The 16412-nt window shown below is 73.5% G+C and carries 15 protein-coding genes; 9 read left to right on the top strand and 6 right to left on the bottom strand.

Annotated features, from left to right (window positions below; translation table 11 throughout):
* The first annotated feature begins 116 nt into the window (after window positions 1-116).
* Entirely contained in the window at window positions 117-1871 is a 1755-nt protein-coding gene (locus ACZ407_RS31960) for an NAD+ synthase (protein WP_468134480.1), read from the top strand.
* Window positions 1872-1952: 81 nt separating this feature from the next.
* Here the strand turns inward: ACZ407_RS31960 and ACZ407_RS31955 are convergent, their stop codons facing one another.
* Entirely contained in the window at window positions 1953-2981 is a 1029-nt protein-coding gene (locus tag ACZ407_RS31955; protein ID WP_468134478.1) for an endonuclease/exonuclease/phosphatase family protein, read from the bottom strand.
* Window positions 2982-3296: 315 nt separating this feature from the next.
* Here ACZ407_RS31955 and panB point away from each other — a divergent pair, with 315 nt between their 5' ends.
* The 3 genes from panB (at window position 3297) to ACZ407_RS31940 (ending at window position 6157) form a co-directional block, all read left to right on the top strand.
* Window positions 3297-4166, top strand: coding sequence for a 3-methyl-2-oxobutanoate hydroxymethyltransferase (panB, locus tag ACZ407_RS31950; protein ID WP_468134476.1), 870 nt, complete (start codon window positions 3297-3299; stop codon window positions 4164-4166).
* Between the two features lie 111 nt (window positions 4167-4277).
* Window positions 4278-5303, top strand: coding sequence for an ATP-binding cassette domain-containing protein (locus ACZ407_RS31945; RefSeq protein WP_468134474.1), 1026 nt, complete (start codon window positions 4278-4280; stop codon window positions 5301-5303).
* Window positions 5300-6157: an ABC transporter permease gene (locus tag ACZ407_RS31940; RefSeq protein WP_468134472.1), complete on the top strand. Its 858-nt coding sequence runs from the start codon at window positions 5300-5302 to the stop codon at window positions 6155-6157. The genes ACZ407_RS31945 and ACZ407_RS31940 overlap by 4 nt, the downstream gene beginning before the upstream one ends.
* Window positions 6158-6196: 39 nt before the next feature.
* Here ACZ407_RS31940 and ACZ407_RS31935 read toward each other — a convergent pair whose 3' ends face one another.
* Window positions 6197-9505, bottom strand: coding sequence for an AfsR/SARP family transcriptional regulator (locus ACZ407_RS31935; RefSeq protein ID WP_468134470.1), 3309 nt, complete (start codon window positions 9503-9505; stop codon window positions 6197-6199).
* A gap of 56 nt (window positions 9506-9561) precedes the next feature.
* Here ACZ407_RS31935 and ACZ407_RS31930 point away from each other — a divergent pair, with 56 nt between their 5' ends.
* The gene (locus tag ACZ407_RS31930) at window positions 9562-10374 is read left to right on the top strand and encodes a site-2 protease family protein (RefSeq protein ID WP_468134468.1); all 813 of its coding nucleotides are present in this window, start codon (window positions 9562-9564) and stop codon (window positions 10372-10374) included.
* Here the strand turns inward: ACZ407_RS31930 and ACZ407_RS31925 are convergent.
* The gene (locus tag ACZ407_RS31925; protein ID WP_468134466.1) at window positions 10361-10558 is read right to left on the bottom strand and encodes a hypothetical protein; all 198 of its coding nucleotides are present in this window, start codon (window positions 10556-10558) and stop codon (window positions 10361-10363) included. The genes ACZ407_RS31930 and ACZ407_RS31925 overlap by 14 nt on opposite strands.
* A 139-nt stretch (window positions 10559-10697) precedes the next feature.
* Entirely contained in the window at window positions 10698-11426 is a 729-nt protein-coding gene (gene npdG / locus ACZ407_RS31920; RefSeq protein WP_468134464.1) for an NADPH-dependent F420 reductase, read from the bottom strand.
* 96 nt (window positions 11427-11522) lie between these two features.
* Between npdG and ACZ407_RS31915 the strand changes: the two genes are divergently transcribed.
* Complete coding sequence (locus ACZ407_RS31915) at window positions 11523-12125, top strand: hypothetical protein (protein WP_468134462.1); 603 nt, start codon at window positions 11523-11525, stop codon at window positions 12123-12125.
* Window positions 12126-12174: 49 nt separating this feature from the next.
* On the opposite strand, the gene ACZ407_RS31910 is transcribed toward ACZ407_RS31915, so the two are convergent.
* A complete protein-coding gene (locus ACZ407_RS31910) occupies window positions 12175-12414 on the bottom strand; it encodes a hypothetical protein (RefSeq protein WP_468134460.1) in 240 nt (79 codons plus the stop codon).
* Between the two features lie 79 nt (window positions 12415-12493).
* On the opposite strand from ACZ407_RS31910, the gene map reads away from it, so the two are divergent.
* Both map and ACZ407_RS31900 read left to right on the top strand, forming a co-directional pair.
* Window positions 12494-13351: a type I methionyl aminopeptidase gene (gene map, locus ACZ407_RS31905; protein ID WP_468134458.1), complete on the top strand. Its 858-nt coding sequence runs from the start codon at window positions 12494-12496 to the stop codon at window positions 13349-13351.
* A 209-nt stretch (window positions 13352-13560) separates the two neighbouring features.
* Window positions 13561-14211: a biliverdin-producing heme oxygenase gene (locus ACZ407_RS31900; protein ID WP_468134456.1), complete on the top strand. Its 651-nt coding sequence runs from the start codon at window positions 13561-13563 to the stop codon at window positions 14209-14211.
* A 53-nt stretch (window positions 14212-14264) separates the two neighbouring features.
* Here the strand turns inward: ACZ407_RS31900 and ACZ407_RS31895 are convergent, their stop codons facing one another.
* A complete protein-coding gene (locus tag ACZ407_RS31895; protein WP_468134454.1) occupies window positions 14265-14981 on the bottom strand; it encodes a PhzF family phenazine biosynthesis protein in 717 nt (238 codons plus the stop codon).
* Window positions 14982-15261: 280 nt separating this feature from the next.
* Between ACZ407_RS31895 and efeO the strand changes: the two genes are divergently transcribed.
* Entirely contained in the window at window positions 15262-16407 is a 1146-nt protein-coding gene (efeO, locus tag ACZ407_RS31890; RefSeq protein WP_468134452.1) for an iron uptake system protein EfeO, read from the top strand.
* Window positions 16408-16412 lie beyond the last annotated feature (5 nt).

Below are 16412 nucleotides of genomic sequence, written 5' to 3'. Positions count from 1 at the left end.
GGGCACCGGGCCGCCCCGCCCCGCCCCCGGTCCGGGAGCCCCTCCGCGGGGCTCCCGGACCGGTTGCCTCCCCGCACCCCAGGACATCGCGTCAGAAAGACGATTAGACTGGCGGCGTGCCTCAACTACGCCTCGCGCTGAATCAGATCGACTCGCACGTCGGCAACATCGCCGCCAACGCCGACTCGGTCGTCCACTGGACCCGGCACGCCGCCGATCAGGGCGCCCACCTGGTGGCGTTCCCCGAGATGGTGCTGACCGGATACCCCGTCGAGGACCTCGCCCTGCGCGGGTCCTTCGTCGAGGCCTCCCGGGCCGCCCTGGGCGCCCTCGCCGCCCGGCTGGCCGCCGAGGGCCTGGGCGGACTGCCCGTGGTCGTGGGCTACCTCGACCGGGCCGAGAAGGCCGAGCCGCGCCTCGGCCGGCCCGCCGGCTCCCCGCTGAACGCCGCCGCGGTGCTGTACGGCGGCGGCGTGGCCCTGCGCTTCGCCAAGCACCACCTGCCGAACTACGGCGTGTTCGACGAGTTCCGGTACTTCGTGCCCGGCGACACCCAGCCGGTGGTGCGGGTGCACGGCGTGGACGTGGCCCTGGCCATCTGCGAGGACCTCTGGCAGGACGGCGGCCGGGTGCCGGCCACCCGCTCCGCCGGCGCCGGGCTGCTGATCTCCGTCAACGCCTCCCCGTACGAGCGCAACAAGGACGACCTCCGCCTCGAACTGGTCCGCAAGCGGGCCCAGGAGGCCGGCTGCACCCTCGCGTACGTGGCGATGACCGGCGGCCAGGACGACCTGGTCTTCGACGGGGACTCGATCGTCGTCGACGCGAACGGCGAGGTCGTCGCCCGGGCCCCGCAGTTCTCCGAGGGCTGCGTGCTGGTCGACCTGGACCTGCCGGCGGCCGCCGCCGACGCCCCCGAGGGCGTGGTGGACGACGGCCTGCGGATCGACCGGGTGGTCCTGTCCGAGGAGCCGCTGCCCGCCTACGAGCCGGTGGTGACCGGCGGCTACGCGGACCGGCTCGGCGACGAGGCGGAGATCTACGAGGCCCTGGTCACGGGGCTGCGCGCGTACGTGCACAAGAACGGTTTCCGCTCGGTCCTCATCGGCCTCTCCGGCGGCATCGACTCCGCCCTGGTCGCCGCCCTGGCCTGCGACGCCCTCGGCGGGGCGCACGTGTACGGGGTCTCGATGCCCTCCAAGTACTCCTCCGACCACTCCCGGGGGGACGCGGCCGAGCTGGCGCGGCGGACCGGCCTCAACTTCCGCACGGTCCCGATCGTGCCGATGTTCGACGCGTACATGGGCTCCCTGGGGCTGGAGGGGCTCGCCGAGGAGAACCTCCAGTCGCGGCTGCGCGGCACCCTGCTGATGGCCCTGTCCAACCAGGAGGGCCACATCGTGCTGGCCCCGGGGAACAAGTCCGAGCTGGCCGTGGGCTACTCCACCCTCTACGGGGACTCGGTCGGCGCGTACGGGCCCATCAAGGACGTGTACAAGACGGACGTGTTCCGGCTGGCGCGGTGGCGCAACGCGGCCGCCGCGGAGCGCGGCGAGGTCCCGCCGATCCCCGAGAACTCGATCACGAAGCCGCCGAGCGCCGAGCTGCGCCCGGGCCAGGTGGACACGGACTCGCTGCCGGACTATCCCGTCCTGGACGCCGTACTGGACCGGTACGTGGACCGGGACCAGGGCCTGGAGGAGATCGTCGCGGCCGGTTTCGACCGCGAGCTCGTGGCGCGGACCGTGCGGATGGTGGACACGGCCGAGTACAAGCGCCGGCAGTACCCGCCGGGCACGAAGATCTCCCGCAAGGGCTTCGGCAAGGACCGCCGGCTGCCCATCACCAACGGCTGGCGCGAGCACTCCTGACGGAACGGCACGGCACCCGCGCACGGGGAAGGCCCCGGACGCACGCGGCGTCCGGGGCCTTCCCCGTGCGTACGGCGGGTCCTACGGCCGGACCGTGAGGCGGGCGGCCACCGGCAGGTGGTCGCTGCCGGTGCGCGGCAGGGTCCAGGAGGCCTCCGGGGTGATCCCGCGGACCATGATCTGGTCGATGCGGGCCATCGGGAAGGGGGCCGGCCAGCTGAAGCCGAAGCCGTCGCCGGCGGCGCCCTGGGTCGAGCGCATCTGTGAGGTGACCGGGGACAGGGCGCGGTCGTTCATGGTGCCGTTGAGGTCGCCGAGCAGGACCACCCGCTGGAGCGGTTCGGCGGCGAGGGCGTGGCCGAGGGCGTCGGCGCTGTTGTCGCGCTGGTTGGCGGTGAAGCCGGCGTTGAGCTTGACGCGCACCGAGGGCAGGTGGGCCACGTAGAACGCGACCCGCCCCTGCGGGGTGTCCACCGTGGCGCGCATGGCCCGGGTCCAGCCCATCTTGATGTCCACCGGGGCGCTGCCGCTGAGCGGGTACTTGCTCCACAGGCCGACGGTGCCCTCGACCGCGTGGTACTTGTACGTGCCCGCCAGCACCTTCGCGTAGACGGGGACGGCGGCGGCCTTGAGCTCGGTCAGGGCGAGGACGTCGGCCCCGGAGCCGGCGATGTTCTCGGCGGTGCCCTGCTGGTCGGGGTTGTCGGCGTCCACGTTGTGGGTGGCGACGGTCAGGTTGCCGCCGGACCCGGACTTGTCGGTGACCAGCCCGCCGAAGAAGTTCAGCCACACCCCGCAGAGCACGGCCACCGCGATCAGCGCCGTCGCGGAGCGGCGCAGCACGGCCGCCGCGAGGAGCACCGGGACGAACAGGCCCAGCCAGGGCAGGAAGGTCTCGATGAGGCTGCCGGTGTTCCCGACGGTGTTCGGCAGCTGCGCGTGGAAGACCATCACGAGGGAGATCAGCGCGGCCCCGGCGGCGATCACGATCCCGCGGCGCCAGATCCCGGGATCACGGCGCAGTTCGGCCAGGCGGCGGCGGAACCGGGATCCGGTGGGCTCGTCCCCCGAGCCGCCGTTCCCCGTCTCCGTCATGTACGCCTGTGCCATGCCACTGTCCTCACTGCCTTGCTCGCGCACTGTCCCGCACCCCGACCCTAGGCGATGATCAGCATCATGCCTGCAGTCCGGGGCGGCTGTACGGACACGAGGACGGCGGGAGCGGCGACAGGGGTTCCCCTTGTAACGAAACGCGCATATTTGGGCGCCATCGTCCGCGCCGGCCGCGGATTCGAGCGGGCCTCGATCCGTGTCCCAGCCCACGCCCGCCGTCGCCTTCCTCCTTTGCGCCGCAGGATGCCACCATGGGGGGTGAGTCCGGGGACGCCGTAAGGGCGCCACGAGATGACACAAGGAGCAGTTGCAATGACGCATGCCGTTTCGCCTGCCCGGGGAACCGGTCAGCCGGGGAGCCTCACCCTGTACGGGGGCGCCTCCACCCGCCGGATCACCATCCGCGACCTGGCCGCCGCCAAGGAGCGCGGCGAGAAGTGGCCGATGCTCACCGCGTACGACGCGATGACGGCCTCCGTCTTCGACGAGTCGGGCATCCCGGTCATCCTGGTCGGGGACTCCATGGGCAACTGTCACCTCGGTTACGAGACCACGGTGCCGGTGACCCTCGACGAGATGACCCTCCTGTCCGCCGCGGTGGTCCGCGGCACCCGGCGCGCCCTGATCGTCGGCGACCTGCCGTTCGGCTCGTACCAGGAGGGGGCCGTGCAGGCGCTGCGCAGCGCGACCCGGCTGGTCAAGGAGGCCGGGGTGGGCGCGGTCAAGCTGGAGGGCGGCGAGCGCTCGCTGCGCCAGACCGAGCTGATCGTGCAGTCCGGCATCCCGGTCATGTCCCACCTGGGGCTGACCCCGCAGTCCGTCAACGCCATGGGCTACCGGGTGCAGGGCCGCAGCGACGAGGCGGCGCACCAGCTGCTGCGCGACGCGAAGGCCGCGCAGGACGCAGGCGCCTTCGCGGTGGTCCTGGAGCTGGTCCCGGCGGAGCTGGCGGCCGAGGTGACCCGGTCCCTGCACATTCCCACCGTCGGTATCGGCGCGGGTGCGGAGTGCGACGCCCAGGTGCTCGTGTGGACCGACATGATGGGCCTCACCCCCGGCAAGCTGCCGCGCTTCGTCAAGCAGTACGCGAACCTGCGCACGACCATGGGCGACGCGGCGAAGGCCTTCGCGGCCGACGTGGCGGGCGGCGCCTTCCCGCAGGAGGAGCACAGCTTCCACTGACGGCGCACCGACGGCCCGCCCACAGCTGCGGGCGGGCCGTCGGCATCCCCCGTACGGCCCTGTCGGCGGCCTGTCGGCGCGTTGTCGGTGGGGGCTGGTGTCCTTGGGGGCATGACGCGAATCGAAACGACCCCCGGCAGCGGCGCCAACGCCGTGGAGGTGCGGGGACTGGTCAAGCACTACGGCGAGACCAAGGCGCTCGACGGGGTGGACCTGGACGTCCGCGAGGGCACCGTCCTCGGTGTCCTCGGCCCCAACGGCGCCGGCAAGACCACCCTGGTGCGCTGCCTGTCCACGCTGATCGTCCCGGACGCCGGCACCGCCGTCGTCGCCGGCTTCGACGTGGTCCGCCAGCCCCGGCAGCTGCGCCGCACCATCGGCCTGACCGGCCAGTACGCCTCGGTGGACGAGCGGCTGTCCGGCTGGGAGAACCTGTACATGATCGGGCGGCTGCTCGACCTCTCCCGCAAGGACGCCCGCCGGCGCGCGGACGAGATGCTGGAGCGCTTCTCGCTGACGGACGCGGCGAAGAAGGTGGCCGGGATGTACTCCGGCGGCATGCGCCGCCGGCTGGACCTCGCGGCCTCCCTGATCGGGAACCCGGCCGTGATCTACCTGGACGAGCCGACCACCGGCCTCGACCCCCGCACCCGCAACGAGGTGTGGGACGAGGTGCACCGGCTGGTGGCCGAGGGCGCGACCGTGCTGCTCACCACCCAGTACATGGAGGAGGCCGAGCAGCTCGCCAGCGAGCTGACGGTCATCGACCGCGGCCGGGTCATCGCCAAGGGCAAGGTGGACGAGCTCAAGGCCCGGGTGGGCGGCCGCACCCTGCGGATCCGGCCGGCCCGCGCGGCCGACGTGCCGGACATGGCCCGGGCGCTGGCCGAGGCCGGGCTCGACGGGCCCGCGGGCTCGCAGGCCGTGCCGGACGACGGGACGCTGCTGGTCCCCATCCTCAGCGACGAGCAGCTGACCGCCGTGGTCGGCCTGCTCGGCGCCCGCGGGTACGGCATCACCGACGTGAGCACGTACCTGCCCAGCCTGGACGAGGTGTTCCTGGCCATCACCGGCCACCGCAGCACGTCCGGCGAAGCAGCCATCGACAACGACAAGGCCGAGGAGGTCGCAGCATGAGCACGACGACCAGCGCTCCGGTCCGCGGCGACGCGGCCGCCGGCACCCCCGCACCGGGCCGGGCCCTGCCCGGCGAGGGCCGGATCGGCCTGCGGGCCAACCTGCGCCACATCGGCGCCCTGGCGCGGCGCAACGCCCTCCAGATCAAGGCGAACCCGGAGTCGATCTTCGAGGTCGTCCTCATGCCGATCGTCTTCATCCTGCTGTTCGTGTACGTCTTCGGCGGCGCGATCGCGGGCAAGGGCAACCAGGACGCGTACGTCAACTACCTGGTGCCCGGCATGATGGCGATGATGGGCCTGAACATCGCCATGGCGGTGGGCACGGGCGTCAACGAGGACTTCCAGAAGGGTGTGATGGACCGGTTCCGGTCCATGCCGATCGCCCGCTCCTCGGTGCTCATCGCCAAGATCGTGGTCGAGATCGGCCGGATGCTCATCGCCACCGCCATCCTGCTGGGCATGGGCTTCCTGCTGGGCCTGGACATCAAGACCTCGGTGCTCGACCTGCTCGCCGCGGTCGGCCTGTCCGTGGTCTTCGGCGCCTCGCTGATGTGGATCTTCATCCTGGTCGGCCTGACCATGAAGACGGCCCAGGCCGTCCAGGGGGTCGCGATGCTGGTGCTGATGCCCCTCCAGTTCGGCAGCTCGATCTTCAGCCCGCCCTCCTCGATGCCCGGCTGGCTCCAGAGCTTCACCGACTACAACCCGCTGTCCAACCTGGCCGACGCGGCCCGGAACCTGGTCAACGGCGGGCCGGTGGCCCACTCGGTGTGGATGACCCTGGGCTGGACCGTGCTGATCACCCTGGTGACGGCCCCGCTGGCGGTCGCCAGGTTCCGCAAGAAGACCTGATCCGGGGCGGCCCGGATCGCGTCCCGGACGCGCGCCGGGTCAGGGGCGCAAGAGGGCGGCGGCCTCCTCCAGCGAGAGGGCGCCGCCCTCGGCGTACGCCTCCTCGTATCCGGCGTCCCCCAGCTGCGGCCGGGCCGCGGCCTCGGCGGCCGCGAAGCCCTCGCGCTCGATCAGGGTGGGGAAGTGCCCCGCCGGCAGCAGGGCCCGGTACGCGCCCAGCAGGCGGGCCGCGTCACGGGCCCGCGCGGCGCCGCCGAGCCCGGCGACCGACCCGGCCCCGGTCATCAGGTAGACGGCCTGCATCTGCGGGGCCACCATCCGCACCAGCGGGTCGTCCGCGGCCGCCATGGCCTGCCGGAGGGCCGCCAGGGCGTCCTCGTGGCGTCCTTCGAGGTTGTCCAGCCAGGCCATCATGCCGAGGAGGAACCCGTCGAAGATGGCGTACGCGCCGAAGGCGAACTCCTCGCGCAGGGCCCGGAGCTGGGCCCGCGCCTCGCCGGTGCGTCCGGTCCGGGCCAGCCGCGTGGCCAGGAACATCCGGGCGGCGGGCATGGCCTCGTTGCCGAACTGCTGCCGGGTGGCGACCACTTCGGTGAGGATCTCCTCGGCCTCCGCCCCCTCGCCGAGCTCGGCGAGCACCCCGGCCAGCCGTACCCGCAGCACCGTCACCTGGGCCTCGGCCCCGAGCCGGCGGGCGTACTCCCCGGCGGCCCGGAAGTCCGCGGCGGCCGCGGCGAACTCCCCGCGGCGCTCGTGGGCCTCCCCGCGGGCGGAGAGCGCCTCGGCGCAGCCCCAGTCGTCGCCGAGTCCGGTGAACAGGGCGAGGGACTCCTCGGCGTCCCGGGTGGCGCTGCCGACCCAGTCGGCCCGGTTGGCGAGGACGTTGGCGCGCAGCTGGAGGGCGGAGGCCAGCTCCCACGTGTAGCCGAAGGAGCGGCAGGTCTCGACGTTGGCGTCGATGACCTCCTGGAGCAGGCCGGGGTCCCCCGCGATCATGACGGCGTAGAACCACAGGCCGCCGGGGTTGCGGCAGAGCTGGGGCAGCCCGGGCCGGTAGGCGGCGACGATGCCGTGGATCAGCTCCTGCACCTCCGGGGAGTGCCAGTTGCCGGTGCTCTGGTCGCGGGAGGCCAGCTCGATCAGCCGGATGCCGCGCCGGGCCTCGGCGAGCAGCTCCCCGGAGTAGGGCGGCGGGAACTCGACCACCTGCTCGTGGACGGGCGGTACGGGGGCCACCGGCGGGGCGAAGGGGTCGGGGCCGAGGGCGGCGGCCGCCCGGGACCAGTGCCGGGACTCGGAGCGCAGGTCGTGCATCTGCCAGTACCAGACGAGCGAGTGGACGAGGCAGAGCACCTCGCCCTCGTTGCGTGCGGCCACGGCCCGGCGCAGGGCGGTGCGGAAGTTCTCGTACTCGGTGCGGATCAGGGCGGCCGCGGCGCGCTGGGTGCGGCCGCGGAGCCGCGGTTCGGTGCGGCGGGCCAGTTCGCGGTAGTGGACGAGGTGGCGCTGCTCGGTGGCGGCCCGGTCCGCGCCGGATGCGGCGAGGCGTTCGGCGGCGTACTCGGCGACGGTCTCCAGCAGCCGGTAGCGCATGTCCCCCTCGGGCCCGGCGGCGGCCACGACCAGGGACTTGTCCACGAGCGAGCCGAGGGCCTCGGCCACGTCGAGCGGTTCGAGCAGGTCCCCGTCGGCGCAGACGGTCTCGGCGGCGGCCAGGTCGCAGCCGCCCGTGAACACCGACAGGCGGCGCAGCACGGCCCGTTCGGGCTGCTCCAGCAGCTCCCAGGACCAGTCGACTACGGCGCGCAGGGTCTGCTGGCGGGGCAGCACGGTGCGGCTGCCGCTGGTGAGCAGCCGGAACCGGTCGTCGAGCCGGTCGGCGATCTGCCGGGGGCTGAGAAGCCGCAGCCGGGCCGCGGCGAGTTCGATCGCGAGGGGCAGCCCGTCGAGGCGGCGGCAGATCTCGGCGGCGGCCCCGGGGTCCTCCTGCGGGTCGAACCCGGGCCGGGCGGCGGCCCCGCGCTCGGCGAGCAGCCGCAGGGCCATGGGGGCGGGCAGCGGCTCGACGGGGCGGAGCCTCTCCCCGGGCACGCCGAGCGGTTCCCGGCTGGTCGCGAGGATCCGCACGCCCGGGCAGCGGGCGAGGAGGTCCTCGGCGAGCCGGGCGGCGGCCAGCACGACGTGCTCGCAGTTGTCGAGCAGGAGCAGCATGCGGCGCCGGGCGCAGTACTCGGCGAGGCGCTGCACGGCGTCCTCTTCGGAGCGGTCGTTGAGGACGCGCAGCTCCTCGGAGACCGCGCCGCGCCGGGAGCTCTCGCGGGCGCCGAGGGCGGAGAGCACGGCCTCGGCCACGTCCTCGGGGTCCTCGACCGGGGCGAGTTCGGCGAGCCAGACCCCGTCGGGCCAGTGGCCGGCCGCGGCGGCGGCCTCGGCGGCCTCCTGGGACAGCCGGGTCTTGCCGGCCCCGCCGGGGCCGAGGAGGGTCACGAGCCGGAACCGGCCGAGGTCGGCGCCGATGGCCGCGATGTCCGCCTCGCGGCCGACGAAGGTGGTGAGCCGGGCCCGGAGGTTGCCCGGCGGGGGCCCGGCGGGGGCGGGGGCCGCCGGGGCGGGCGCGGGGGCCGCAGCGGCGGGGGCCAGCAGGCGGGCGTGCAGGGCGCGCAGTTCGGGCCCCGGGTCGGCGCCGAGCCGGCCGGCGAGCTCCTTGCGCACCGACTCGTACGCGTCGAGGGCCTCGGCGGGCCGGCCCGCGTCGCGCAGGGCGCGGATGCGCAGCACGTGCAGCGGCTCGTCGAGGGGGCGTTCGGCGCACAGGGCGGCCAGTTCGGGCAGCGCCTCCTCGGCCCGGCCCAGGTCCAGCGCGGCGGCCCACCGGCCGCGGCGGGCGTCCAGCCGTACGGCCTCCCAGCGGGCGGCCTCGGCGGTGCGGTCGGGCAGGTCGGCGAGGGCGGGGCCGCGCCACAGGGCCAGCGCCTCGCCGTAGCGCGCGGCGGCCTCGGCGGCGGCGCCCGCCTCCAGGGCGCGGGCGCCCTCGGCGGCGAGCCGCTCGAAGCGGAACAGGTCCACGTCCTCGCGGGCCGCCGCCAGCCGGTAGCCGCCGTCCACGGAGGCCACGGCCGCGTGCCCGAGGGCCCGGCGCAGCCGGCCCACGAGGGCCTGGAGGGCGGCCGGCGCATCGGCGGGCGGATCCCCCGCCCACACCTCGGCGACGAGCAGCCCGGCGGGGAGCGCCCGGCCGGGCCGGGCCGCGAGGGCGGTCAGCAGGGCGCGCAGCCGGGGCCCGCCCAGGGTCGCGGGGGTCCCGTCCTCGCGGACGGCTTGGGTGGTGCCGAGAATCGCGTAGCGCACCCGCCCATTGTCCCCGGGCCTCCGCGCGCCCCGGTGCGCACGGTAGGTTCGGCGCCATGGGTGGACAGACGGCCGGCCGCAACCGGCACGGCGACCGACGGGTGAGCCCCGTCTTCCTGGGGATCCTCGCGGTGATGGCGGTCACGGGTTGGGCGGTGTGGACCGGCTTCGCGTCGAGCACCGGCTTCGCCGTGTTCCTCTTCGTCACCTCGGCGTGGGTGGTCTCGCTGTGCCTGCACGAGTACGCGCACGCCCGCACGGCCCTGCACGGCGGGGACATCACGGTCGGCGCGAAGGGCTACCTGACGCTGAACCCGCTGAAGTACACGCACGCCCTGCTGAGCATCGTGCTGCCGGTGGTCTTCGTGATCATGGGCGGCATCGGCCTGCCGGGCGGCGCGGTGTTCATCGAGCGCGGCCGGATCCAGGGGCGCTGGAAGCACAGCCTGATCTCGGCGGCGGGCCCCCTGACGAACGTGCTGTTCGCGCTGGTGTGCACGGCCCCGTTCTGGCTGGGCGCGCTGGACGGGGTCCCGTTCGCCTTCCGCTTCGCCCTGGGCTTCCTGGCCCTCCTCCAGATCACGGCGGCGATCCTGAACTTCCTGCCGGTCCCGGGCCTGGACGGCTACGGGGTCGTCGAGCCGTGGCTGTCGTACCGGGTGCGCCGGCAGATCGAGCCGTACGCGCAGTTCGGGCTGCTCGGCGTGTTCGTCGTGCTGTTCATCCCGCAGGTGAACGAGGTGTTCTTCGACGCGGTCCACGCCCTGCTCCGCGGGCTCGGCGTGACGGACGCCGAGTCGTACTGCGGCCGCGACCTCTACCGCTTCTGGCAGGAGACCAACCCGTACTGCGAGGTCATCCTCCGTTGACCGGGCCGGCCGCGGCGGCCTTCTCCGCCTTGGCCTTGCGCAGGTAGAACCAGGCCATGTTCGAGGACACGCCCGCCATCAGGACCCAGACGATCCCGAGGAAGCTGCCGTTCACGAAGGCGACCACGGATGCGGCGACGGCGAGGGCGCAGACGGCGAGGGCGAACACGGCGAGGCGGGGCATGGGGGGAAGCTCCTAGCGGACGGACGGCACTGCCGCCGTCCAGTGTCCCCCATGCCCCGCAGTGCTCCCGTAAAGACCCCGGTGTGCGCCGGGGCCGGGAGCCCGCTTCCGGTCGGACGCCGGGGGCGGGCGGGGTGGGTCAGATGTCGGTGAGGCGGAGGCCGGCGTGGGCCTTGTAGCGGCGGTTGGCCGAGATGAGGTTGGCGACCAGGGACTCGACCTGGTGGGCGCCCCGCAGGCGGCCCGCGAAGACCCCGCGCATGCCGGGGATGCGGGCGGCGAGGGCCTGGACCAGGTCGGTGTCGGCGCGGGACTCGCCGAGCACCATCACGTCCGTGTCGATCTCCTCGATCGACTCGTCCTGGAGCAGGACCGCGGAGAGGTGGTGAAAGGCGGCGGTGACCCGGGAGTCCGGGAGCAGGGCGGCGGCCTGCTGGGCGGCGCTGCCCTCCTCGGGCTTGAGGGCGTACGCGCCCTGCTTGTCGAAGCCGAGCGGGTTGACGCAGTCGACGACGAGCTTGCCGGCGAGCTCGGTGCGCAGGGATGCGAGGGTCTTGGCGTGGCCGTCCCAGGGCACGGCGATGATCACGATGTCGCTGCGGCGGGCGCACTCGGCGTTGTCGGCGCCCTCGACGCCCAGGCCGAGCTCCTCGGCGGCGGACTGCGCGCGCTCCGCGGCGCGCGAGCCGATGATCACCTTCTGGCCGGCCCGGGCCAGCCGGTACGCGAGGCCGCGGCCCTGGTCGCCGGTGCCGCCGAGGACGCCGACGACGAGGCCGGAGACGTCGGGGAGGTCCCAGGGGTCCTTGGCCGGGGCCTTGGCCGCCGGCGGCCGGGGGGCGGTGTCCGCGCTGTCAGTGGAAGTCATGCGCCCGACCCTACTCGCGAGTCCGTCACTGCCGAACGGGTGAAGCCGCCACAAGCCTTCACCCCGTCCCGCCGGGTGGGGGCAGGATGCCCGTTCATGGATGCCGTACGGGTGGCGCTGCTGCGCGAGGTCCTGGCAGGTACGGAGTGGCCCGGGGCGGCCCGGCGGTTCGCGCACGGGCTGCGGGCCTCGGTGGCTCCGGCCGGCGGCGGGCTGCTGCTGGTCGGCACCGAGCGGTACGAGCCCTGGCACCTGGCGGCGCACCTGGTCGACGAGGCGGCCTGGTCGGGGCTGCCGGAGCTGGCGCCGACCCTGGTGCGGCACCGGGTGCGGCCCGGGGAGCCCCCGCACCTGTCGGTGGGGCTGGGGCGGCTGGAGGGGGCGCGGCGCGGGGAGACCCTGCTGGTGGTGGCGCCGGCGGCGCCCGGGGCGGGGCTGCTGGAGCGGGTGCACGACGCCCGGCGGGCCGGGGCGACCGTGCTGTCCCTGGACGGCGGGGACGCGGAGCTGGCGGGGCTGGCGCACGAGGCGCTGTCGGTGGAGCCCGGCGCGGGGCCGGACCTGGACACGGTGCAGCACCTGGTGAGTGCCGCGGCCGGGGAGAACAGCCTGCCGTTGCAGCGCAGCCCGCGCCGGTTCCGCGACCGGCTCTCGCGGCTGGCGGACCGGCTGACCGCGGCCCCGCCGAGCCGCTGGTAGGCGGCGGGGGCAGCACAACGGCTGCGGTGCGGCACGGCTACGGCTACGGCTACGGGGTCGCCGTGCCCTCGTCCTCCTCGCGGGACTTGTCGTTCCACTTGGGGTCGTTCTGCCACTCCAGGTTCCGCTCCTGGGCGGTCTCCATGGCGTGCGCGGCCTCCTCCGGGGTGCCGTACGGACCGAAGCGGTCCTTGGCCGGGCACTCCGGGCCCTCCTCCACCTTCTTGTGGACGAGGCAGTAGTACCACTCGCCGGGCTTGCCGACCTGGCGCTTCTTGAACAGGGCCATCAACCGCTCCTCTTTTCCCGTCCCGGTCCTCTTCCTCTGCCGCCATGCTGCCCGATCCCCGCTCGATACACTCGCATGCATGTCTGGCCAGTCGCTGCTCGTACCAGGGGAGCTCTCTCCCGCCCGTTCCGTCCCCGGCAACATCCGCCGCCCCGAGTACGTGGGCAAGCCCGCGCCCACTCCGTACACCGGGCCGGAGGTGCAGTCGGCCGAGACGATCGAGGCGATGCGCATCGCCGGCCGGATCGCCGCGCAGGCGATGGAGGAGGCCGCGAAGCTGATCGCACCCGGGGTGACCACCGACGAGCTGGACCGGGTGGCGCACGAGTACATGTGCGACCACGGCGCGTACCCCTCGACGCTCGGCTACCGCGGCTTCCCGAAGTCGCTGTGCGCCTCGGTCAACGAGGTCATCTGCCACGGCATCCCCGACTCGACCGTCCTGCGCGACGGCGACATCGTGAACCTGGACGTGACGGCGTACATCGGCGGGGTGCACGGCGACAACAACGCCACCTACCTGTGCGGTGACGTGGACGAGGAGTCCCGCCTGCTCGTCGAGCGCACCCGCGAGTCCCTGAACCGCGCGATCAAGGCGGTCAAGCCCGGGCGCCAGATCAACATCATCGGCCGCGTCATCGAGTCGTACGCCAAGCGCTTCGGCTACGGGGTGGTCCGGGACTTCACCGGCCACGGGATCAACTCGTCCTTCCACTCCGGGCTGATCATCCCGCACTACGACAGCCCGCACGCGACCACCGTCATCGAGCCCGGCATGACCTTCACGATCGAGCCGATGCTGACCCTGGGCACCCACGAGTACGACATGTGGGAGGACGGCTGGACCGTGGTCACCAAGGACCGCAAGCGGACCGCGCAGTTCGAGCACACCCTCGTGGTCACGCCCACCGGGGCGGAGATCCTGACCCTGCCGTGAGCCAGGCGCGGCCCCCGCAGGCCCGGCCCGCATCCGCGGATGCGGGCCGGCATGAAGCCGGTTTGAATGGACAGAGATACCGACAGGCCGTCGGGAACACATTGACTTAGGTAACCCTAAGCAGGAGGATCGGTCGGGGGCGGCGGCCCGGGTCGCCACCCCGTGCCCGGCTGCCCCCGTTTCCGTCCCACCGGCCCCGGAGGTCCGTCTTGGACGCCTTCTCCACCGTCATCCGCACCGCCTCGCACCAGCAGCACACCGAGGCGGAGACCTCCGCCTTCATGACGGACCTGCTCGGCGGCAGACTCGGCGTGGAGGCCTACGCCCGCTACACGGAGCAGCTTTGGTTCGTGTACCGGGCCCTGGAGGAGGCGGCCGACGCCCTGCGCACGGACCCGGTCGCGGGCCCGTTCATACGGCCCGAGCTGATGCGGGTGGCCGAGCTGGAGCGGGACCTCGCCCACCTGCGCGGGCCGGACTGGCGCGCCGGGGCCGCGGCCCTGCCGGCCACGCGGGCGTACGCGGACCGGGTCGCGGAGTGCGCGGCCGGCTGGCCCGGCGGATACATCGCCCACCACTACACCCGGTACCTGGGCGACCTCTCGGGCGGCCAGATCATCCGGGACAGGGCCGAGCGCACCTGGGGCTTCGCGCGCAAGGGCGACGGGGTGCGGTTCTACGTCTTCGAGGGCGTGGCCAACCCGGCCGCCTTCAAGCGGGTCTACCGCGAGCTGCTCGACGCGATCCCCGTGGACGACCTGGAGAAGCAGCGGATCGTCGACGAGTGCAAGCGCGCCTTCGACCACAACGGCGCGGTCTTCCGCGAGCTCGGCGAGCAGTTCCCGCTCAGCGCCGCCTGAGCCGCGCCGGCCCCGGCCCCGCAGCCCGGCCCCGCGGCCCGGCCCCGCGGGTCTCAGCGCGCCAGGCCCTCGGCGGTCGGCGCGAAGCGGACCCGGCCGCCGATCTCGATCGTGCCGTCGGGGCCGGGCGCCGTCAGGATCTGCGAGCCCGCCCCCTGGGTGATGTTCAGGGCGCGGCCCAGCTGCGCGGTCAGCAGCAGCGCCGCGGAGCCGGTGGCCTCGTCCTCGGTGATGCTCCCGGGACAGGCCCCGCCCGCGCACGTGCCGTCCGTACGGCCGCAGGTGTGCGGGCGGCGCGGGAACCCGCGGGCGCGGATCCGGCCCGCGGGCTCGTCCTCCCAGGCCCAGGCGTACAACCAGCCCTCGCCCGGCGGCGGTCCGGGCAGCGCGGCCACCTCGGCGGCGTCCGCGTACTGCTGCGTCCGCTTGCCCTCGACCCACTCCTCGCGGACCGTGATCCAGGTGAACTCGCCGTCGTCGCGGGCCCACACCTCGCCGACCGGCGGGTTCAGCTCCTCGACGTCCAGCAGCCAGGCGACGCCGACCAGCGGGTGCCCGGCGAAGCGCATGCGCAGCCCGGGGCTGTGGATGTCGACGACCCCGCGCTCGGGGTCGTCGACGAACACCGTCTCGCTGAAGCCGAGTTCGGCGGCGAGGGCCTGCCGCGAGGCTTCGTCGGGGCAGGTCCGTCCGTCGCGTACGACGCCCAGCGCATTGCCGTGCCGTCCGTCGCCCGCGCAGAACACCTTGAGCACGTCGAGATCGTTCACGCGGGCATTGAAGCACGCCACGGGCCGGGCGGTCACGAGTCGGGCACTCCCGGTCACGGCCTCCCGGGGCCGGATCCCCACCGCCCCTTGACCCTTCCTTTGCCTTCCCATGGGTTGGCCATGGAGGCGCTGTGACGGCCCCGTATCCGGGACTCGAAGGTGAGAGCTGAATCACTGGACGGGTGGGTATCGGTCAGGTAAGCCTCGGTTAAGTTAGGTCCGCCTCACCGGCAGCCCCGCCCCCGGGGCAGCCCTTTGCCCACCCCGCAGGAGCCCTCTGATGCGACCCGCCCGCTTCTCCGTCGTCACCGCTGCCGCCACCGCGGCCGCCCTGACCGCCCTCACCGGCTGCGCCGAGAAGAGCGACGCGAAGGGCGGCGACCACGCGGTGAAGGTGACCGCCACGGACACCGCGTGCGAGGTCTCGAAGAAGGAGTTCCCGGCCGGCCACGTCCAGCTGGACGTGGAGAACAAGGGCTCCAAGGTGACCGAGGTCTACGTCCTCTTCCCGGACGACCGCATCGTCACGGAGCGCGAGAACATCGGCCCCGGCACCAAGGCCACCATCACCGCCGAGATCAAGGCCGGCGACTACGAGATCGCCTGCAAGCCCGGCATGAAGGGCGACGGCATCCGCCAGGCCGTCAAGGCCACGGGCAAGGGCACGGCCGAGGCCAAGCGCAGCCCCGAGCTCGACGCGGCGGTCGCCGCCTACCGCAAGTACGTCCAGCAGCAGGCCGACGAGACCCTGCCGAAGGTCAAGGTCTTCACCGACGCCGTCCGGGCCGGCGACATCGAGGCCGCGAAGAAGGCGTACGCCGACTCCCGCATCGGCTGGGAGCGCACCGAGCCGGTCGCCGAGTCCTTCGGCGACATCGACCCGAAGGTCGACGTCCGCGAGGACGGCCTGGAGGCCGGCCAGGAGTGGACCGGCTGGCACAAGCTGGAGAAGGCCCTCTGGCAGGACAAGAAGATCGGCGACGCCGAGAAGAAGCTCGCCGCCACCCTGCTCACGGACCTGACCGACTGGCAGAAGCGGGTCGGCAAGGCCGAGATCACCCCCACCTCGATGGCCAACGGCGCCAAGGAGCTCCTCGACGAGGTCGCCTCCGGCAAGGTCACCGGCGAGGAAGAGCGCTACAGCCACACCGACCTGGTGGACTTCAAGGCCAACGTCGAGGGCGCCCAGAAGGCCTTCGAGCTGCTCAAGCCCGCCGCCGCCAAGAACGACGCGAAGCTGGTCGCGGAGCTGGACAAGCAGTTCGCCGCGATGAACACGCTGCTCGACAAGTACCGCGCCGACAAGAACACCTACGTGTTCCAGCCGTACGACAAGGTCGGCAAGGACCAGCGCAAGGAGCTCTCCGACGGCGTCAGCGCCCTCGGCGAGCCGCTGTCCAAGCTCGCCGCCGCGGTCGTCAAGTAACCCGC

This window comes from Streptomyces sp. NPDC030809 (genome assembly GCF_055572195.1).
This window is presented reverse-complemented; position numbering and strand designations above follow the sequence as displayed.